This window comes from Fibrisoma montanum, assembly GCF_003583365.1.
In the GTDB taxonomy this organism is placed as follows: domain Bacteria; phylum Bacteroidota; class Bacteroidia; order Cytophagales; family Spirosomataceae; genus Fibrisoma; species Fibrisoma montanum.
In genome coordinates, this window is sequence record NZ_QXED01000002.1 from 980,488 (window position 1) to 1,000,084 (window position 19,597).

At 50.3% G+C, this 19,597-nt stretch carries 16 protein-coding genes, 1 tRNA gene and 2 CRISPR repeat arrays; of the genes, 16 read left to right on the plus strand and 1 reads right to left on the minus strand.

Going from position 1 to position 19,597, the window contains the following annotated elements; translation table 11 throughout:
* Positions 1 to 66 precede the first annotated feature (66 nt).
* From DYU11_RS09820 to DYU11_RS09875, 12 genes are all read left to right on the plus strand, one after another.
* Positions 67 to 139, plus strand: a tRNA-Thr gene (locus tag DYU11_RS09820).
* A 267-nt stretch (positions 140 to 406) separates the two neighbouring features.
* Positions 407 to 1,144 carry a CRISPR-associated endonuclease Cas6 gene (locus tag DYU11_RS09825; RefSeq protein ID WP_119667527.1) on the plus strand — a complete coding sequence of 246 codons (738 nt, stop codon included), beginning with the start codon at positions 407 to 409 and terminating at the stop codon, positions 1,142 to 1,144.
* On the plus strand, positions 1,131 to 3,860 hold the full coding sequence (gene cas10 / locus DYU11_RS09830; RefSeq protein WP_119667460.1) for a type III-A CRISPR-associated protein Cas10/Csm1: 2,730 nt from the start codon (positions 1,131 to 1,133) through the stop codon (positions 3,858 to 3,860). Before DYU11_RS09825 ends, cas10 begins: the two co-directional genes overlap by 14 nt.
* 5 nt (positions 3,861 to 3,865) lie before the next feature.
* Positions 3,866 to 4,279: a type III-A CRISPR-associated protein Csm2 gene (csm2, locus tag DYU11_RS09835; protein ID WP_119667461.1), complete on the plus strand. Its 414-nt coding sequence runs from the start codon at positions 3,866 to 3,868 to the stop codon at positions 4,277 to 4,279.
* A 21-nt stretch (positions 4,280 to 4,300) separates the two neighbouring features.
* Entirely contained in the window at positions 4,301 to 5,017 is a 717-nt protein-coding gene (gene csm3, locus DYU11_RS09840; protein WP_119667462.1) for a type III-A CRISPR-associated RAMP protein Csm3, read from the plus strand.
* 3 nt (positions 5,018 to 5,020) lie between these two features.
* Positions 5,021 to 6,064, plus strand: coding sequence for a type III-A CRISPR-associated RAMP protein Csm4 (gene csm4, locus DYU11_RS09845; protein ID WP_119667463.1), 1,044 nt, complete (start codon positions 5,021 to 5,023; stop codon positions 6,062 to 6,064).
* Positions 6,061 to 7,644, plus strand: a complete 1,584-nt coding sequence (gene csm5 / locus DYU11_RS09850; RefSeq protein ID WP_119667464.1) for a type III-A CRISPR-associated RAMP protein Csm5 — start codon at positions 6,061 to 6,063, stop codon at positions 7,642 to 7,644. The genes csm4 and csm5 overlap by 4 nt, the downstream gene beginning before the upstream one ends.
* Positions 7,645 to 7,703: 59 nt before the next feature.
* Positions 7,704 to 7,949 (plus strand): UPF0175 family protein, encoded by a 246-nt coding sequence (locus DYU11_RS09855; protein ID WP_119667465.1) that lies wholly within the window; start codon positions 7,704 to 7,706, stop codon positions 7,947 to 7,949.
* Positions 7,946 to 8,425, plus strand: a complete 480-nt coding sequence (locus DYU11_RS09860) for a PIN domain-containing protein (RefSeq protein ID WP_119667466.1) — start codon at positions 7,946 to 7,948, stop codon at positions 8,423 to 8,425. The genes DYU11_RS09855 and DYU11_RS09860 overlap by 4 nt, the downstream gene beginning before the upstream one ends.
* Positions 8,426 to 8,539: 114 nt before the next feature.
* Entirely contained in the window at positions 8,540 to 8,776 is a 237-nt protein-coding gene (locus DYU11_RS09865) for a UPF0175 family protein (protein ID WP_119667467.1), read from the plus strand.
* 171 nt (positions 8,777 to 8,947) lie between these two features.
* Positions 8,948 to 10,327, plus strand: coding sequence for a hypothetical protein (locus DYU11_RS09870; RefSeq protein ID WP_119667468.1), 1,380 nt, complete (start codon positions 8,948 to 8,950; stop codon positions 10,325 to 10,327).
* A gap of 20 nt (positions 10,328 to 10,347) precedes the next feature.
* Positions 10,348 to 11,760, plus strand: a complete 1,413-nt coding sequence (locus DYU11_RS09875) for an ATP-dependent DNA helicase (RefSeq protein WP_119667469.1) — start codon at positions 10,348 to 10,350, stop codon at positions 11,758 to 11,760.
* A 132-nt stretch (positions 11,761 to 11,892) separates the two neighbouring features.
* Positions 11,893 to 12,377: direct repeats of the CRISPR family, unit length 37 nt; unit sequence GTCTTAATCCTTATTCTTCTGGAAGTGGTACTCTGAC.
* Positions 12,378 to 12,564: 187 nt separating this feature from the next.
* Here the strand turns inward: DYU11_RS09875 and DYU11_RS09880 are convergent.
* Positions 12,565 to 13,563 (minus strand): helix-turn-helix transcriptional regulator, encoded by a 999-nt coding sequence (locus DYU11_RS09880; protein WP_119667470.1) that lies wholly within the window; start codon positions 13,561 to 13,563, stop codon positions 12,565 to 12,567.
* A 165-nt stretch (positions 13,564 to 13,728) separates the two neighbouring features.
* Here DYU11_RS09880 and DYU11_RS09885 point away from each other — a divergent pair, with 165 nt between their 5' ends.
* From DYU11_RS09885 to DYU11_RS09895, 4 genes are read left to right on the plus strand one after another with little or no spacing between them, the layout of a single operon-like run.
* Positions 13,729 to 15,003, plus strand: coding sequence for a hypothetical protein (locus DYU11_RS09885; RefSeq protein ID WP_119667471.1), 1,275 nt, complete (start codon positions 13,729 to 13,731; stop codon positions 15,001 to 15,003).
* A gap of 34 nt (positions 15,004 to 15,037) precedes the next feature.
* Positions 15,038 to 15,901: a hypothetical protein gene (locus DYU11_RS09890; RefSeq protein ID WP_119667472.1), complete on the plus strand. Its 864-nt coding sequence runs from the start codon at positions 15,038 to 15,040 to the stop codon at positions 15,899 to 15,901.
* Positions 15,902 to 15,945: 44 nt separating this feature from the next.
* Complete coding sequence (locus DYU11_RS33190) at positions 15,946 to 16,119, plus strand: hypothetical protein (protein WP_158600257.1); 174 nt, start codon at positions 15,946 to 15,948, stop codon at positions 16,117 to 16,119.
* Between the two features lie 28 nt (positions 16,120 to 16,147).
* Positions 16,148 to 17,629: a DUF7017 domain-containing protein gene (locus DYU11_RS09895; protein WP_119667473.1), complete on the plus strand. Its 1,482-nt coding sequence runs from the start codon at positions 16,148 to 16,150 to the stop codon at positions 17,627 to 17,629.
* Positions 17,630 to 17,751: 122 nt separating this feature from the next.
* Positions 17,752 to 19,481: a CRISPR direct-repeat array (repeat unit 37 nt; unit sequence GTCAGAGTACCACTTCCAGAAGAATAAGGATTAAGAC).
* The last annotated feature ends 116 nt before the right edge of the window (positions 19,482 to 19,597 follow it).

The window sequence follows — 19,597 nt, forward strand, 5'->3', positions numbered from 1 at the left end:
TTTGGGCCATTAGTTGCGTTGTATAGCCGAAAACGCTACTTTTGCACCACGTTTTGAATGAAACAGGCCTCCATAGCTCAGCTGGTAGAGCAACTGACTTGTAATCAGTAGGTCGTTGGTTCGATCCCGACTGGGGGCTCTTCAAAATCAAGCACTTAGCAGACATGCTAAGTGCTTTTTTGTTTTGGTGTAAACTGAACATTTCATTTTTCGCTTTCGTATAAATTTTTTTTGTAACCTAACCGTCAGATTCTGAGCCAAGAAGGCTGCTGCATATAAGTAATTGTACTTTTACTACAACTATGGCTTGATAAAGTATTTACTGAGCGGTGTTTGAGTTACTTGCATGCTACAGATAACAATGTGTTATTTGTAGCCCACACTTTACTTCATTGCCTTGCTCTCAGTGAAACGTATCCGATACTTAACCGTGCGCTTTGACACGGATATCGAACAGATTGAAATTCCTGCCTTTCGAGGGGCTGTAATTGAAAAGGTTGGACGAGAATACGATCTTTTTCACAACCATGCCGACGGTACCGGCTTTGTGTACAGATATCCATTCATACAGTACAAGCGGATTGGCCGGAATCCCGCCATTATATGCGTCGATGAAGGAGTCGATGCTATTCATCATTTCTTTCAGAACCAGACCTGGCATATCCGTTTAGGAAATAGACCGCTTGAGTTGCGGATCCGGGATCTACGCTTGAATCAATACACCCTGCAAGCCTGGGAGCACACCTTCCGCTTTCAGATTCGTGACTGGCTTGCTCTTAACGAAGCGAATTATGCACGCTTCCAGCACACGTCGGATGAGATTGATCGAATCGAACTACTCGAACGTGTGCTGACTGGTAATATTCTTAGTATGGCCAAAGGTCTCGACTGGCACATAGACCGTAAAGTCCGCGTACGGATAAGCGCCGTTTCTCCCCCGCGTCTGCAACGATTCAAGGACCAGCTACTAACCAGTTTTGATGTTGAATTCGCCACCAACGTTTTCCTGCCCGACTGGATTGGGCTGGGTAAAGGTGTCAGTGTGGGGTTCGGGGTGGTGAAACAAAAGAGTAAAGGAGAAGGGAGGATGGAAAAAAGGGACGAAAGAGAGACACCCACTACACAACACGATGATGAGTACTGAACAAGCCACACCCACCGATAAAACCCGCGAGCTGGTATACCTGGCTGGATTACTGCATGATATTGGGAAGTTCTACCAACGGGCTGACCCCGATGGTGCACCTAAATCGAAATGGCTGGAAGACCGGGAAGGGCTGGAAAAAGCACTCTGCCCAACCGATAAAAACGGAAGGTACACGCACAAGCATGTCCTCTGGACGTATCAATTCTTTACAACATTTAAGGATCTGTTCGCAGATGCGCTGACAAGCCAACAGACAGCGAAGTTAGCTCGATTGGCCGCAGCTCATCACCACCCTGACGCTACCCGGATTGACGAGAAGATTATTCAACTGGCCGATCATTATTCGTCGGGAATTGACCGAACCACCGAATCCGGCCTTGTGGATGAATACGCAGAACAGAATAAAGAAGGGTCGGGGAATTGGGATGACTTCAAGAAAATGCGGATGGTTAGCGTGTTTGAGACGCTTTTTGATGCAAAAGTAGTACGTCATCGATTACCAATTGCTTCGGTATCACTAACCCAATCATTTTTTCCGCAGTTGTCGGCTGATGATTTTGATCAGTCTGCCCCCCAGCAGTATTATACGCTTTGGAACAAATTTGCTGATGAACTAACTACGCTTAGTAAAGTTCAGAATCGTCCACGAACCGTGTCGGCTTTAACGGACACGCTGTTCTTTCTGCTCGAAAAATACGTGATTACGGTTCCAAGCAGTACTCAGCATTTGCCAGATGTTTCGCTATACGATCATTTGAAAAGTACTGCTGCCCTTTCTCTGTGCCTTTACGACTACCTCGACGAAAAAAATCAACTATCTCGTCTCGCCATCGAACCAGACGAAGCGCCCCTGCTGATGATTGGCGGAGACTTGTCGGGCATACAGGCGTTTATCTATGATATTATCGGACGAAGCGCAGCCAAGAACCTGAAAGGTCGGTCGTTTTACCTGCAGTTAATGTTAGATAGTATTGTACAGTATCTGCTCGACGGGTTGAAGCTTAAACGGGCAAACATTGTGTATAGCTCTGGCGGTGGGTTTTACCTGCTGGCTCCTAATACCAGATTTACCCGCGATACATTATTGCAACTACAGCAGGAAATTGCTGCTAAGCTGCGCGATGAGCAGGGCGTAAAGTTATTTCTCGCAATCGACTGCCAGCCGGTAACGCAGAACCAGTTATATGGCAAAGACAAAACGATTGGCGACGTCTGGAGCGGACTTACGGAGAAGTTAGCGGCTCAGAAAAAACGGCGGTTTGCGTTAACGCTTGCCACTTCCGACTACGCGTATTTTTTCGAACCCAGTGAGGTAGGGGGCGAAAGCCGAAATAGCCGCGATGCCATCACAGGTGAAGAGTTTCGTCCTGATGAAAAAACCGGCAAGCGCGAAAAAGATTACCCTATCGGACCGGCGGATGATGAGAGAGAAGCAAATCAGCGGGTACGGAAGCCAACGTTTGAGCAAATTCGTCTGGGCCGTACCCTTCGGGAGAATGTTAAATACGTAGTCAAAGTTCACCAGCCTATCTCATACTGGGAGCCCGATGAGCCAACATTTGGCGAACGCACTGATCGGCATTTTAACCCGCTTAGCTTAAACCAGTATTATTACTTTATTGGTGAAAAGCAACTCGATAAGTTTAAGAGTCTGGCCAAGGGAAGTGTAGACAGTGTCTTGATTCAAAGTGTGAATACTGCCGAAACAACAGGTTTTCAACTCTCAGGCACTAACCAAACGTACGGATTTACCCTGTACGGAGGCAATACTATTCCGAGGGATAGCAAAGGCGAACCTAAATATTTTGAAGAACTGACTGGAGCGGATACGTTAAATTTCAAGCGGCTGGGCGTTCTGCGGATGGACGTCGATAATCTTGGTTTCCTGTTTAAAAATGGCTTTTCTGACGGAAAACGGACCTTCTCTCGGTACAGTACCCTGAGCCGTTCCCTCGACTACTTCTTTAAAGGTTATCTAAACCAAATTCGGGAACAGGACGATGACTTTCGAGAGTACACCTTTATTCTATATGCTGGGGGCGACGACCTGTTCATTGTTGGTAAGTGGGACGTCACCTTACGATTTGCCGAGCGTATTCAGGCTGAGTTTGCCGCCTGGACCTGCCATAGTAACCGGATGGGTATTTCGGGTGGAATAGCAGTAGTGCCCCCAAAGTTTCCTATTGCAAAAGCGGCCGATCAGTCAGCAGATGAAGAAAAGCGGGCGAAAAACCATGATCTGAAAGATTCGGCAGGAAAAGTAATACAGGAAAAAAACTCGATGAGTTTGTTTGGGACGCCTTTAGGTTGGGGAGCAAACTGGAAGGTGAATAATGGGCTCTCAGAATGGCAAATTGTCACGGAACTGAAGGAAAACCTGAAGCAGCATATCGGGGGTGAAAAAAGCATTCCAAAATCCCTGATCTCTAAAATCGGTACACTTTATTCCATGCAACAGGAACAAGCCAAAAATCAGCAGAACCCCAGTTGGCGATGGCTGTCGGCCTATGACCTGGGCCGGGCCAGAGAGCGGGCCAAATCGAAAGAAGCCAAAGACTTTTTCGATCAGTTAAAAACAGACCTGTTCACCAACCGCACCTATCGGGGCCAGCCCCTGACCGGTACGAACTACGACTTTTTGACGCTACTCAACGTAGCTGCCCGCTGGGCTGAACTGGAAATGAGAAGTGAAGACAAATCAAATAACGACTAAACATTATGCCCGCTTACAATAGAATTGAATTTTCAAAGGGCTGGATTGAATCTGGCATTACTGATGACTGCATCATCTTTGCAGAGGGTTTCGGCTCCCATCTAGAACGAAACCGGTTTACGACTTCCCAAATTCGAAATGTGTTTGGCGAGATAAAGCGTATACAGATGAGCGGTTTTGACAAGCAGGAAGCTAAAACCGACTTTCTGCTCCTGCGGCCCAAAATGGCCTATGCAGCCAAACGCGCTCAGGATAAAGACCGTCAGGCAACGGGCGCTGCCGATTTTGAGCAGGTGATGAAGCTGGCTCACGAAGCGGTAAAAGCACGGACTCCTAATGATACTGTACGCTTTAAGAACTTCTGCGATTTTATCGAAGCAATATTAGCCTATCATAAAGCTGCCGGTGGCCGCGATTAACGTAAACCAATTGCACAACACATGAAACTCCTGAAAAAAATTCTGATTACAGGTGAAATTGAAGCCCTGACAGGTCTGATGATTGGCGGTTCGAATACGGCTATGGGTATTGGTGGCCCCGATAAAATGGTGATTCGAAACCCTGTCACGAAACAGCCTTACGTTCCCGGTAGCTCGGTGAAGGGTAAAATGCGTTCATTACTCGAAGTATCTTTCGGGTATATTGGGGAAAAAGCTATGGGTAAAGTCAAAAATGGCCCCGGAGATAATCCTGATCATCAAACAACTGTTTTGTTTGGCTCCGCCAGGGGGGACGATCGGCAACGCCCTTCTCGTATTATTTGCCGGGATGGTTTCCTGCTCAACCCCGACGATCTGAAAGGAACCGAATTGCCATTCACAGAAGCAAAGACAGAGGTAGTTATTGATCGGATTACGTCCGCGGCTATGCCGCGTACTTTCGAACGCGTTCCGGCCGGAGCCCGGTTCGGCTTAAACATCGTCGTTAACGTATTCGATGATGACAAATTTAAGGACGACCTGCGCTCGCTAACCTACAAAGCACTTCAATTACTACAGGATGATTACCTGGGTGGGTCAGGCTCTCGCGGTAACGGGCAGGTCAAGATTAGAATTCAGTCGGTGGTGGAGCGTACCAGCGAGTTTTATCAGGGTACTGACAAGGATCAGAAAATTCTGACGCTTGACGAAGCTAAAGTTCCCCAAGATTTGCGCTGACCAATGGCTAAACGCACTTATCAAATACTAAAACTGCATTTTCGATCACCGTTACACCTCTCAAAGGGTAAAACGGATGACTACGGCGAAAGTGAAGAAGTCCTGCATGCCGATACGCTCAAATCAGCACTGTACGTTTGCGCCCGGCAGGTCTTTGGCGCGGAGGCCATAGGTGATACTGACTCTTTCTTTCGGAAGTTTCGCATTTCATCCGCTTTCCCTTTTGTGGGCAATGAGCTGTTTTTTCCAAAACCGCAGGCCCGCATTCAGGGCTTTTCAACTGCTGAAGTTGCCGAAGAACGGCAGGCCAAAAAACATAAGAAACTGGCTTTTTTAGGGCAGTCGTATTTTGAAGACCTCATTAATGAGCGTCAGCGGGAGTTGCGAAAAAATGACTTTACGACAGATGGTCGCTTTGTAAGCGATCATGCCGACGTTCGGGCACTGGGCGATATACCTGTATTTGCTACCGACGTGCAGCAGCGCGTAACCATTCCAGCCAACTACGAGGATGATCCGCTGCCGTACTACGTCGACCGGCTCTTTTTCAGTGATACAGCTGGCTTGTGGTTTGCCTACGAAAATGTAGAGGGTGATGACGATACGTACACCAAAATGCTGGCCGCTCTGCGCTTTCTGGGTGATAGTGGTGTCGGCACCGACCGTAGCGTTGGAAACGGACAATTTGACGTAAGTGAAACAACGCTCACCCTGCGCGTGCCGGACGAGCCAACCCATGAACTGCTGCTTTCGCTCTACTGTCCGGAACAGACTGAACTCGACGCCGGACTCTTACAGGACAGTGCCTACGGCCTGATTAAGCGCGGAGGTTACCTGGCTAGTCCCGACCGACCCGAACACCTGACTTATCGTAAAAAATCAATTTACATGTTTACGGAAGGATCTGTTTTTCCGCACCGTGCTGACAAACCCTTACGCGGAAAGATTGCTGACCTAAAACCCGATGCGCCCGAGGTGACCCAGCATGTCTGGCGCGATGGACTGGCCCTTACGATTCCAATTACTCTTTTCCCCGCCGACGCATGAATACGCAACACGTACTGATTGAAACGCTGACTCCATTGCATATCGGCTCCGGTAGATTGTTGCAGGGTAATACGGAGTATCTGTACTTCGCAAATCATAGCACCGTAAGTGTGGTCGATGAGCGTAAAGTGTTATCAATTATCGGGGAAGAAAACCTGGACAAATGGATTGACATTATTGGCCGGGGCGACGACTTGTTGGACTATCTGGTGAAGCGGAAACCGAACATAACTCCAGCTGATACCAGTAAGCGAATCGTGCGTGTGGAAGGGAAGCGGTCGCCGGGTGGTAACCAAACTATTCGGGAGCAAATTTTCTCCGGTAATGGCCAGCCCATGTTACCTGGTTCATCCCTCAAAGGCGCAATTCGCACAGCAATCTTTAACGCACTGGTTCGTCAAAATCCGGGGGCTGCTCAGCGGATCAATGACTTTAAAGAGATTAAAGAGTTTCAAGACTTTAAATCTGGGCAGAGCAAACGCACGGTAAAGTATAGAGGAGGTACACTTGAAAAGAAGTATACAGGGCCAGACCCCAATCACGATGTCTTTCGGCTGCTCCGTATCGGGGATGCGCATTTTAATGAGACCGTCTGTCTGTTATCAGAAACCCTGAATGAGAAGGGCGATGGGACTTTTGAGATGAAGAACGATCCTCATGATAAAGTTGAGCAATTCATCGAATGTATTCCGGCAGGAGCCGAAACTTTGTTTCGGGTACAGATACCGAGTGAGTTGAAGGCACGTTTGAACGAGATAAAATACCGCGATACAGCAAGTAAAATCCCACATCGGGAGCGCATGGAATGGACCAATATTCTGGCTGATATTAATATAAATACGAAACGTTTAATTCAAAACGAATTAAACAGGTATCAGTCACAACACCTCCCCGACGGAGCTCTTGAGTACCTTGACTCGTTAAAAGGAATGATGACTGGCTTGCATAATAATCAGTGTGTCATCCGGGTTGGTTTTGGTACAGGTTACCTGAATATGACCGGTGGCTGGGCGGAACAGTTGTGGCGAGATGTGGCGAATATCGACTTTAAAAAGGAAATGGCTGATTTGGCCGAGGGGGTACGCCGGAACGCACGGTATAATTCGTTTGCTTTACCCAAATCTCGTAAAATGGCATTGGGGGGCATACCACTGGGCTTCCTCAAACTAACCGTTTTTTCTGAAAGTGAGTTTGCAGCCTGGCAAGCACAAGCCGCGGAACGGGAAGCTGCCAAATTGAGACAAGCTGAAGCAAAACGCATTGCTGATGCCGAAAAGGCCCGCCTTGCCGCTGAAGCTGAAGCGAAACGGCTGGAAGAAGAGCGGATAAAGGCAGAAGAAGCCAAAAAGCCAAAACTGTTTGAAGGCACGTTGAAACAGGGGCAGGAACTGGATGCAGAAATTGCAAAATCAGGTAAGCCTAATAAAGTGAAAGTTTACGCTGCTGGTTACGAAAGCAAAGAGTTCGACCTAATTGGTTATGCATCACCGGAGCCGGTTGGCAAAGTGGTCATTGTTAAAGTAGATCAACTGGATAAGAAGAAGAATCTGACACAGATTCGTTATTCAAGATTTAAATAGTTTCTATGACATTCAGGAATTCAATTTCTTAACTTTCATAGAGTAAGAAACTCACAGCCATGCAACTCGAACTTGACGATGCCATTATCCAGAGCACGGGTTTAACGGCCGATGAACTCCGGCTCGAACTGGCGCTACGCCTGTACCAGGAAGAAAAGATTTCAATGGGTCAGGGGGGGCGTTTGTCCGGGCTGGGGGCCATTCGGTTTCAGCAGGAATTGGGCAAACGGAACATTCCGGTCAATTTTTCGGAGGGTGACCTGCTGCATGACGTCGAAACGCTTCGTAAAGCCGGGCGTCTATGATTGTTGTCAGCGACACAACCATTATCAGTAATCTTTATCAGGTAGATCTACTACCGCTACTAACCAGTTTGTACGGGGAGGTTATCATTCCTCAGGCCGTGGCAGATGAGTTACATCGTCTGGGGCCCAACCTGGTACATGCCTTTGGCTGGTTGACGGTAAGACAGGTTTCAACAACTGAACAGCTGACACAGCTACTCCGCGAACTGGATATCGGCGAATCCGAAGCCCTGGTGCTGGCGCAGGAGTTACAGGCCGACTGGCTGCTGATCGATGAACGCAAAGGCCGCTATTACGCTGAACTGTTACACCTTGCCTACATTGGTACGCTGGGCGTATTGCTGGAAGCAAAAAAGGCAGGGCTGATACCTGCAGTAAGACCAGTACTTGACGAGCTGCAACACAAAGCCGGAGCGTGGTATCATACGTCGCTCATTCGGGAAGTACTACGACAGGCGAACGAGTCCGACTCATGAATGTCAGAATCCGCACATCAGTTGCCAGTCGTCAACGCTATGATAAGCCAAGTGAACTCAGAGAATTTTGTGAAGGACTCCTTATTCAAAATGATTAAATGAAAACTACTTGTTATGCAGCTTGACCTCGACGAAGCCGTTATTCAGAGCACCGGTTTGACCGCCAATGAACTTCGGCTCGAACTGGCTGTGCAGCTTTATGCAAGTAGTAAGCTGACAAAAGCTCAGGCTCGTCGACTTACTGACCTTGACCGGCTTGCCTTTACCAGTGAGCTTACCCGGCGCGGTTTGGGTGAGGAGTACACTGAGAAAATGTTTACAGAGGATTTGAAAGCCCTGGGTATACGGTGATTGCTGTGAATGATAGGTCTCCGCTATTTTCAAGGAAATTGCCATTATTCAGGTGCTATAGCCAACCCGAAGAAGCTATAATTTGTGTACGTGGGCGACACACCCCAGCGTCGGACGGGTGTGGATGTATTGACGGTTAGTTAATTAGGGCAATTAAATTGAGAAAACGGGATGGGAAAGAAAAAAATTATTCTTGCTAATATTGGAAACCGTAACCTGACGTACAAGGGTAAGACACTAATACCAGACACTCGACCAACTGAGCCACCAAGTTCGTTTCGGGAACAGACCAAAGCCCTTCTTGATGAATACGATACTGTTCGGGAAGATTTGAATGAACAGATTCTGACCGTATTACTAAACGACATCGGTGTCGAACAAATTGACTATGTAGTATTGTTCGCCAGTGATAACCAGATCGCTGGGGACCGCAACGATCAGGATACTATCCACGAAGCTGCAATTTTGAAACGGCTGCTGGCGGACCGTATGAACCTCGTAGCCGAGGTAGTCCCTTACACAGGAAATGTGACACACAACGACGACTTGCTGCGCTTTTACCGAGATGCTTTACGACCCTACCAGCAAACTGAACATGATTTGGTGGTGTGCGACGCGGGTGGAACAGCCCAGCAGAAATCAGCGTTAAAAATTGGTGCTGAGTACCTGTTGCCACCTGACAGATATACTGTGCGGTACGTACTGCCGTCAGGTCGTGTTACACCTGTTGAACAGGTTGAATACCGTCGGATTATTGATGAGGAACAGGTTGCCGCATTGGTAGAACATGGGCAATATGCCGGTGCAATGGCTATCTATTCTGCCATAAATAGACGTGACGAGATTGTCGAACGACTAATTAGGTTTGCCGATTTGCGGGTAAAGTCGTTATGGGCTGATGCCCGGAAAGAACTCTCTGCCTCAGTAATGGCGCTACTCCCTTTTCTTAAACAGTTTGGCAGTGGCAAACCTTCAGGCAACTATGCACAGTTTGCTCCGTTCTTCAAAGAACAAGCTTTCTTTTTACTATGTGAGCGTTTTGAAATTGCTCAAAACGCCTGGCGATTGCGCGATTATTCGGGGGCAGTTCTAAACTTTCAGATTTTTCAGGAAACGTTCCTAAATACATTTATTACTAGTTTTGGGGCATATGATTTGGTCGGAAACTACTATAATGCTTGTACGAAACTGATTGAAGATTTGACGAATGACCAATCGCCCATTGTCGGTCTGTTTGGAGGAAGTCTAAAACAAGGTGTGCCGCTTACTATTCGCTATGCGCAAAGTTTAGCCCATAATGCAGCAGCCATACAGAGGTTGTTCAACTGGTTTGAACAGTCGAACGCAGTGCTTAACGGCACACGTAAGGGCACGGATTCCTTACGAAATAACATAGCTCATAATGGTAAGGGAGTAGATGAAAAGTTGCTGTTGAGCGTTTTTCCGGCTTTCGACCAAATGCTTATTGATATTCAATATACGCTGGGTATACCCTCGGCAAGTTCTTTTGTGATCGTAGATAAATTGATTACCAACAGATTGCGGCAATAAACAGATCAGATCGACTTCAAATGCCCCCCGCTCTCACCCCTTCCCAGCAACTTGTCTTTGACCAGATTCTTCAGTTTCTCCAATCCGATGCACACCGGGCGTTTGTGCTGAAAGGATATGCCGGTACGGGCAAAACCTTCCTGATGCAGCAACTGGCCAGCCACTTGTCTAAGCCGACGAGTGAACAGCCGTTTCAGCTGCTGGCCACAACGGGCCGGGCGGCTGCCGTACTGCGGGGAAAAACCGGCTTTGAGTCGAAAACGGTGCATAGTGCTCTGTACACGTTCAGCAAGGTGGAGGGCGACTCGGAGGACATCGCCGATGAGGCCAATATCGATCAGTTTGGCCAGATGGCGCTCCGGTTCGACATCCGGGTGAAGGGCGACGAGTCGGTTATTTACATCATCGACGAGGCTTCGATGCTCAGTAGTGAGGTGAGCGATAAACCGTCGTTTGCTCAGTTCGGGTCGGGGCGGTTGCTCATTGATCTGCTGGAAGCAATTCCGAAAGGCAAGTTTATTTTCGTGGGCGACCCCTGCCAGTTGCCACCCGTAGGGCAGGATTTTAGCCCGGCGCTTACCAGCGATTGGCTCGAACAGCAAGGCGTGGCGACGCAGGAGGCCGAATTGTCCGAAATTCTGCGGACCGACAAGGACAACGATATCCTGGTTGTGGCCGGACACGTTCGCCGAATGCTGGAGAACCGGGACGAAATCATCCCAAAATGGCCGAAGATACCGGCGCTCCGACGACACAACGTAACGGTTTGCCCGACTGAAGAGCAACTCTTCGAGACGTATTGGCAGGGTGTACAACAAGGAACGAACAGCATTGCCATTGCCATGTCCAATGCCCAGTGTTACAAGATTAATGAACGGATCCGGGCGCTTAAATTCGGAGTGGACCACGCCCCGCTGCAGGTAGGTGATCGGCTGCTGGTGACGCAGAACAACTACATTGTGCCCCTGACGAATGGCGATTTTGTGAAAGTAACGGCCATCGGTGAACGCCGGCATCACTGTAATCTGATGTTTACCAGTATTCGGGTCAGAAACGAACTGACCGACACCGTGCATGAGGTTCTCTTTATTGAAGATTTGCTGCATCGACGGGCGACGAACATTACGCCCGAAAACCACCGCGAACTGATGATTGCCTACAGCCGGGAATGCCGGCAGAAAGGCATCAAGCCCAACTCGCAGGCCTACAAAGACGGCATGATGAAGGACCCGTACCTTAATGCCCTTCGCGCTACGTTCGGCTACGCCGTAACCTGCCACAAAGCCCAGGGTGGCGAGTGGGATCATGTCTTTCTGTTTCTGCAAAAGAGCATGTACGGCATGTTACGGCCTGATCTGTTCCGGTGGTGGTATACGGCTATCACGCGGGCGCGGCAGCATGTTTGTCTGCATTACGACTGGTGGCTGGCGTAGCAAACAGGATTGCCCTGTTTCCAGCGGGCATACCCTGTCTGTTGGTATCATTTTACTCATCGAATTAGCCTACGTATAGGCATTACCGTGAGCAAACCGTCGTATGGCACCCTGCTGAACCTACGACGAACCTTCTTAATCCTTATTCTTCTGGAAGTGGTACTCTGACAATTGAACAAAGAACTGGCAGGACGTTACCTGACGACTGTCTTAATCCTTATTCTTCTGGAAGTGGTACTCTGACTGTACAAAAAATTGCCATAGCTTTATTCTTTGCTGGTCTTAATCCTTATTCTTCTGGAAGTGGTACTCTGACATTCTTATCGTCATGTCCGTTCTGGAATGCATCCTGGTGTCTTAATCCTTATTCTTCTGGAAGTGGTACTCTGACTCGACGACGAAGAAAAGCCTGTGAGTTTTAAAGGCTCAGAGTCTTAATCCTTATTCTTCTGGAAGTGGTACTCTGACAGTTTGATGATCTGCTCGAAATGAAAGAGCGGGTCATGTCTTAATCCTTATTCTTCTGGAAGTGGTACTCTGACAATTAACTTCATTAAAACTAATGGTCAAATGACAGAACGTCTTAATCCTTATTCTTCTGGAAGTGGTGCTCTGACAGCTAATGTGGTGACATTACTGAAAGCCAATAAGTTAAAGAACGTAAAATAGGAAAAATTATATTGAATCACGGTAATTTTATGTCAAAAAAGTACATAAAGTTGGATTCATGAGCAATTTACAAAAGAGAACGGATCCTCCGGTACGAAGCTACGATGAATGGGCAAATATGGCTTGCAACAAAGATTACACATCATACCGCCTGGCCAGTTGCTGAACTTTTTGAGCCAGCGCCATCCGACGATTTTCAGGGCTTACCAGTTCAGCATCAGGACCAAACCCCAAAATCTGCGCCATCAACTCGTTGTTCCAGCGAAGCTGATACGTAAAATCAAGATAAGTGTCCGTGCGGGCAATCACCTGCTGGGAGGAGTGCAGCGGTTTGGTTTCAACGTACCGGGCGCGGGGAAGCAGTACGCGCAGTACCAGTGTTTCAACGGGGTTTTCGGCAATGCGCGTAACCCCCACTACGTCGGCAAATTCGGCACTCCAGTCCGTCTTGTCGGGGCGGCACCGGAGGTTGGGCAATGCCTTGACATCATTGATCCGGTCGAGCGGAAACGGACGCCCAACAAACCAGTTCTCTGCCCAGCCCAGCAAAAACCAGCGGTTGTTGTATTCCCGCAGCAGATATGGGCTGACCTCATACCGCGTGGGCAGGTCGGCCGTAAAGTCCTGGTAATCGATCAGCACGCAACAACCGGCCCGAATGGCGTCGTATAACGGCTTTAACCATTTCAGACCTACGTACTCAACGTTCTGCTCATACTGCACCACCAGCTTTTCGGCTTTGCCTACTTCCCCCGCCCGCTGTTCAAACTTCAGAAAAACGTCTTCCATCCCGGCAAACTGCGGCAGGTGGCTTACCTGCTTAAGCAAGGCAACTGCTTCGTTGGCCAGGGCTGCGTCTTCTTTATTCAGCACATTGTACAGTGAAAAATCCGCTGTGTACCAATACGGTTTAGGGTTGCGGTTTTTACGAGCCAGGGGAGCGCCGAATTCATGCCGCAGCCGCTCCAGATCACCGTATAAAGTACGCGTTGACGGCCGGTTTTCGGGTCCCAGCTTGTACTCGCAGGCCCTGGCAAAATCGTCCAGGCTGTAGGCCAGCCGCTTGCTGAGCATTTCATGAATCGTGATGAGCCGTTCGAGTTGATTACGGGTGCTCAGCGTCTTCTTTTTCATCGTACGGATTTTTGGGGGCAATCTACTTCTTTTTTGCTGACTGCGATTCGATTGCAGTCAGCAGTGGTTGTTTTGTGACATCAAAATTAAGAACGGCCGCGCAACTTACCTTTTGCCCGCTCTGCCGATACACTGTCGAACCACAAAACAACCGCCCTCATAACTATGACTACGTTCGCGACTCCTATCACCCCGGCCGACCGCCCCACAATGCCCATCAACGGTCGTGACTACCTGCCAGTAGTTGACCCGGCTCTGCCCGGGCCGATCGACAACGACGTACCCCTGCCGCCTGTTAATCTCTACGCCGTCGGCTACGAAAAAGCCGAGCAGCACCGGGGCAATGCCCTTGCGCTCGAAAACCTGCTGAACCGCGTGCTGCGGGGCTACCTGGTCGACGAGCGTAACGACGACGCCCGCCGGCAGCAGCACCACCGCGAGATTGATCAGCAGGTGCTGACCCTGGAAAAACAGGCCGAAGAGGTACGGACGGAGGTGCGTAAGATCAACCAAACGCAACTACCGGCTCTGGAGGCCAGTCTGGAGCAACTCGACAAAGAAATTCTTCAGATCAGGAAGGATCAGGCGGCCGGGCTGCGCAATCCCAGCCACCTCGACCGGGTGAAGCTACGTTTCTACGGGGGGCTGACCCTCCTGGCTACGCTGTTTGTGTACCTGTTCTACGTGTCGGCGTTCTACTCGGCCTTTTACCGGGATCTGGCCGGCGAACTGCAGGCCGCCGGTACCAGCGGGCAAGCGGGGATTCTGGCGGCTATTTTCGCCCGGACCGCCTTCGTGAGCCTTGATTTCCACTGGGCGGGACCGCTGCTGCTGTTTGCCTTTGGGGGTATGCTCCACGTACTGATCGAACATAAGACGTGGGTCGGGCGAGTGCTGCTGGGCTTGCTGCTGCTGGTCCTTGCCGGAACGGACGGGCTGATTGCCTACTTCGTGGAGAGTAAGAATCATGACGTAAAAGTCCTGATGGGGCTGGCCGATGTCAATCAGCACCAGTGGTGGGCTTCGCCGGTGTTCTGGCTGGTGATTGCGATGGGTTACGTAGCGGCCCTGGTCTGGAGTGGTCTGCTGCATGCCTGGATGCACGAATATGGCAAGAAGGACGTAGCCAAACTGGTGGCACTCGATATTCAGCATCGGCTCGACCGGCAGCGGCTTATCCGCGAACAGATTACGACCCTGAAAGCCAGCCTGACCGACCTCGACGGCCACATCGCCCGGCTTGAGCTGGATATCAAGGCGTTGCAGGCCAGACGGCAATCCGTAATGTTCAGCCCGTCGGAGCTGGAAAAATACGTAACGGATTTCTACGACGGCTGGCTGACTTACGTCAACAACCGGATGGGAAACGACGCCCTCCTGCGCGCTGCCTGCGATGAGGTGGTAAAGGCGTTCTACGCCCAACACCTCAACCGCGACTGATTAAACCGACTGTCCACACCAACCTTTTTTCGCCATGACAACTGTATTCTTTCCACTGATCGTACTGGCCCTGCTGTTCGGGCCGCTCTGCGCCGGGGCTGTACCACCCGGTACAACCACCCGGCCGGTCAACTACGTCGTGCTGCTCGATCTGTCGGACCGGCTGCTGACGCCCGATCAGGCCCGGCGTGACGTAGCGCTGATCCAGGCGGTGTTCAACCGGTTTGAGCAGGGCGTCCGGACGCAGTTTATCATCAACTCCCGCGACCGGTTCCGGGTGGTGATAGCCCCGCAGCAGGGCATACGGTACCGAACGGAACCGTTTATGGATGCGCTGTACCTCGACCTGAGTGCGACGGGTATGGCCCATAAACGCCGGCGGCTGGATTCGTTGCGGACTGAGCTGCCGAAGCAGCTTACGAGGCTCTATGCGCAGGCAACGGCCGGTAAGCGAACCCCCCGCGACTTTGCCGGCTGTGATCTGTGGCAGTACGTCAACGAGCAGCTGCCCACCGACCTTGATCCGGCCTACGACAACCGTCTGGTGGTTCTGACCGATGGGTATTTTGATTTTGAACACAACACCCACGGCGTCACGGCGGGCAACCGGGCTACCGATTCGCGGGTGCTCGACCGGCTCCGGCGCGATCCGAACTGGCGGACCACCCTGGCGCAGCCGAACGAAGGGCTGATCCCGGTCCGTAAGCCGCTACCGAACCTGACCGTGTGCGTGGCCGAAGTGCGTCCGAAATACGATACCCTGCAGGAAATCGACCTGCTGACGGCCCTGTGGGACAAGTGGCTTCGCGACATGCACGTTCGCCGGTGGCATGTGCTGCCGTGGGCAAGCCAGAGCAAATCGCTCGCCATGCTGAATCAGATATTGACCAGGTTATAACCATACTCTATCCACACCATGACAACACAACTCGTTCTCAACCAGTGCGTTACCACGAACTGACGGACCTGCTGCGCCAGATTCAGCAGTTGTACGACAATACGGACAGCATCATTCTGCTGCCGGTGGGCGAAGATATGCTCAATAGTCTGCAGTGCATCGGGCAGTCGTTCGACATTGAACAGCTTACGGCCCCGAAGCACACCATTTTCGTGTAAGTAATCAACCGTTTCAACCGCATCCGTTATGACCTTCGCTACGCCTACAACCTCTATTCGTGATACGTACCAACAGGCGAAGGCCCGCTATGAAGCCGAGCCGGGTAACCCCATGGCGATCCGGGCTATGGGCTGGGCGTTGGCCAACCTGCTGAAAGAGGTGTCGGGGCATGCCGAACCCTCGCCCGCCCGCGTGGTGCGGGGGCTCACCACCCTATCGGCGTTTCCGATGGTACCCGATGTCCGCTGGCAGGAGTCGGTCCTGTGGTCCGTAAACCGGTTTCTGCTGCGCCTGAAACCCGACCAGCTGTCGCTGGCTGAACTGGCTGCCATCGTCTGCCAGGCCCGGGGGTTTGTGCCGGCTGAGCCCTGCCTGGTTCGGTCGGTCTGGTGGAAAGCCCTGCTGCGGCATTCGGCAGCGGGTATCGACTGGCAGGGCCTGTTCGATGCGCTGGGCTGGGAGGGCGGGTTCCGGCCCGAAGATGAACAGCCCGAAACCTTTGGCGACAACCAGACGGCCCGCCCGCTGGTGGAGGGGCTGATCCAGGCCGTGGCGAAGCAGCTGCTGGCCAATGTGCTGGTGCCCGAGGGGCTGGTGCAGCCCTGGCTGGAGCGGCTTATGGACCTGACGGCCCGGCATCCGGACTGGCATTTTTTGCCGTACTACCACGCCCGGCTGTTGCAGCGGCTGGACCGCACAGGCGAGGCCATGGCCGTATACCTGCCTTTTGCCCGCGCCAAACAGCGCGAGTTCTGGGTATGGAGCCTGCTGGCCGAACTGGTGGAACCGGTTCATGCCGGGGCCTGCTACGCCCGGGCGTTGTCGTGCCGGACCCCCGATACGTTTCTGGTAAAAGTACGGCAGCGGGCGGCCGCCTGGCTGATCGATCAACAGCGGTGGAGCGACGCCCGCGCCGAGATCGACTGGCTGCTGGAAACCCGGCAGGCTCAGGGCTGGCCCGTACCCGCTGAGGTGGCTGACTGGACTAACGCCGATGCCTATACGCAGGCTGTGCCATCGGAGCGCGGAAGCTGGTACGCGGCTCTCCTGCCCGGGGCCGACGCCCTGCTCTGGGCCGATCAGCCCGAAACCGTTGCGCTTGTAACGGGTCTCGACCCGACGGGGAGTTACTGTAACGTAGCGATCGATGCCCATACAGTGGGCAGCTTTCCGTGCCGACGGTTCGGTTTGTCGCCGGCGGTTGGTGACCGGGTAGCGTTGCGCTATGAAATGCGGTTGAAAAACGACCGGCCGCACCTGCATGTGCTGACGGCAATCGCTACTACGGCCCCGTGCTCGCACCTGATAACCCGGACGGTTTCGGGGCCGCTACGGCTGGCATCGACGCAGAAAATGGGTTTTGTCGGTGAGGTGTACGTACCGGCGGATGTGCTGTTGGGAGTGGCGTCGCTGGCCGATCAGCTCGTGACGGTCGATGCGGTTGCGTCGTGGGATCGGGTTAAGAAAAAGATGGGCTGGCGAGCGTACAGGCTCACCGGAAATTCGTAAACTTGCTGTATAACAACGGGAACATGTTCCTTTTTTGATAGAAAATTTCCGTGTTTCATTTATATTTTTCCTATTTTACGTTCTTTAACTTATTGGCTTTCAGCAATGTCACCACATTAGCTGTCAGAGTACCACTTCCAGAAGAATAAGGATTAAGACTTTTAGAGTAAGGTTTATATACTGGCTATGTATTGTTAAGGTCAGAGTACCACTTCCAGAAGAATAAGGATTAAGACTTTCCGTTACTGTCGCGTTGTCAAAATATTGCGTTGTCAGAGTACCACTTCCAGAAGAATAAGGATTAAGACACCAAAACTGGTTGCACCTAAGTTCATTGCATATGCTAGGTCAGAGTACCACTTCCAGAAGAATAAGGATTAAGACATTTAGTATTTATGTTCGTATTCCTCATAGGAAACAGTCAGAGTACCACTTCCAGAAGAATAAGGATTAAGACTTGTCGCCTTTTCGGCGAAACGCAATTCAAACTGTGCTGTCAGAGTACCACTTCCAGAAGAATAAGGATTAAGACACATGTCGTCGAAGTCATCGTCGGCAATGCCGACAAACGTCAGAGTACCACTTCCAGAAGAATAAGGATTAAGACATACTGTATACAAACCGCACGATCTTATCTTGCTGTGTCAGAGTACCACTTCCAGAAGAATAAGGATTAAGACTCTGGCCGGTTGGCCTGCCGCTTGATCCCCTCAAGCGTCAGAGTACCACTTCCAGAAGAATAAGGATTAAGACATAGCCACGAGAATAGATGTTGTGCGGTTCATGTTGTCAGAGTACCACTTCCAGAAGAATAAGGATTAAGACTGCGATTCCGAAAACTGGTACGCCGTTATCCCAAGCCCGTCAGAGTACCACTTCCAGAAGAATAAGGATTAAGACCCCGGTATATGAAAACGTATAGACAAGTCGTATGCTTAGTCAGAGTACCACTTCCAGAAGAATAAGGATTAAGACCCGTGCTTTGACGTTCTTTCCGCAAACTTTAATAGGTCAGAGTACCACTTCCAGAAGAATAAGGATTAAGACACAGACGAGCGAACGACAGTGAGCGAAGTTGGCCTGGGTCAGAGTACCACTTCCAGAAGAATAAGGATTAAGACCCCGGTATATGAAAACGTATAGACAAGTCGTATGCTTAGTCAGAGTACCACTTCCAGAAGAATAAGGATTAAGACCCGTGCTTTGACGTTCTTTCCGCAAACTTTAATAGGTCAGAGTACCACTTCCAGAAGAATAAGGATTAAGACACAGACGAGCGAACGACAGTGAGCGAAGTTGGCCTGGGTCAGAGTACCACTTCCAGAAGAATAAGGATTAAGACTTCTTTCTGTACTTACGAACGTACGTTAATTTCAACATGTCAGAGTACCACTTCCAGAAGAATAAGGATTAAGACCTTTGCGAAACACTCTTTTGAAATACCCCAGCCGTTGTCAGAGTACCACTTCCAGAAGAATAAGGATTAAGACTCAGGATCGACAGAATGATGAATTCAACTTTGTTGTGTCAGAGTACCACTTCCAGAAGAATAAGGATTAAGACCACGCTTGAACTTCACCTCAATGAGTTCGACTAATTGTCAGAGTACCACTTCCAGAAGAATAAGGATTAAGACCTTTGCGAAACACTCTTTTGAAATACCCCAGCCGTTGTCAGAGTACCACTTCCAGAAGAATAAGGATTAAGACTCAGGATCGACAGAATGATGAATTCAACTTTGTTGTGTCAGAGTACCACTTCCAGAAGAATAAGGATTAAGACTAACGAGCCATGAAAATATACATAGTTGAAAAAGTCAGAGTACCACTTCCAGAAGAATATGTCTTAGCCCCCTGAAGAGTTGGACAAAATTGTAAAAACAATTAAGTCCTTTTAACTTCAGAAATGATGAGCAAAACCAGACGAACGTTCACCCCCGAGGACCGCTATTCCATCGTCCAGGAGTCA

Excerpts from the sequence above, each read along its gene's own strand:
- cas10 (WP_119667460.1), top strand. The coding sequence starts at position 1,131 with ATGATGAGTACTGAACAAGCCACACCCACCGATAAAACCCGCGAGCTG.
- csm2 (WP_119667461.1), top strand. The coding sequence starts at position 3,866 with ATGCCCGCTTACAATAGAATTGAATTTTCAAAGGGCTGGATTGAATCT.
- csm3 (WP_119667462.1), top strand. The coding sequence starts at position 4,301 with ATGAAACTCCTGAAAAAAATTCTGATTACAGGTGAAATTGAAGCCCTG.
- csm4 (WP_119667463.1), top strand. The coding sequence starts at position 5,021 with ATGGCTAAACGCACTTATCAAATACTAAAACTGCATTTTCGATCACCG.
- csm5 (WP_119667464.1), top strand. The coding sequence starts at position 6,061 with ATGAATACGCAACACGTACTGATTGAAACGCTGACTCCATTGCATATC.
- DYU11_RS09855 (WP_119667465.1), top strand. The coding sequence starts at position 7,704 with ATGCAACTCGAACTTGACGATGCCATTATCCAGAGCACGGGTTTAACG.
- DYU11_RS09860 (WP_119667466.1), top strand. The coding sequence starts at position 7,946 with ATGATTGTTGTCAGCGACACAACCATTATCAGTAATCTTTATCAGGTA.
- DYU11_RS09865 (WP_119667467.1), top strand. The coding sequence starts at position 8,540 with ATGCAGCTTGACCTCGACGAAGCCGTTATTCAGAGCACCGGTTTGACC.
- DYU11_RS09870 (WP_119667468.1), top strand. The coding sequence starts at position 8,948 with ATGGGAAAGAAAAAAATTATTCTTGCTAATATTGGAAACCGTAACCTG.
- DYU11_RS09875 (WP_119667469.1), top strand. The coding sequence starts at position 10,348 with ATGCCCCCCGCTCTCACCCCTTCCCAGCAACTTGTCTTTGACCAGATT.
- DYU11_RS09880 (WP_119667470.1), bottom strand. The coding sequence starts at position 13,563 with ATGAAAAAGAAGACGCTGAGCACCCGTAATCAACTCGAACGGCTCATC.
- DYU11_RS09885 (WP_119667471.1), top strand. The coding sequence starts at position 13,729 with ATGACTACGTTCGCGACTCCTATCACCCCGGCCGACCGCCCCACAATG.
- DYU11_RS09890 (WP_119667472.1), top strand. The coding sequence starts at position 15,038 with ATGACAACTGTATTCTTTCCACTGATCGTACTGGCCCTGCTGTTCGGG.
- DYU11_RS09895 (WP_119667473.1), top strand. The coding sequence starts at position 16,148 with ATGACCTTCGCTACGCCTACAACCTCTATTCGTGATACGTACCAACAG.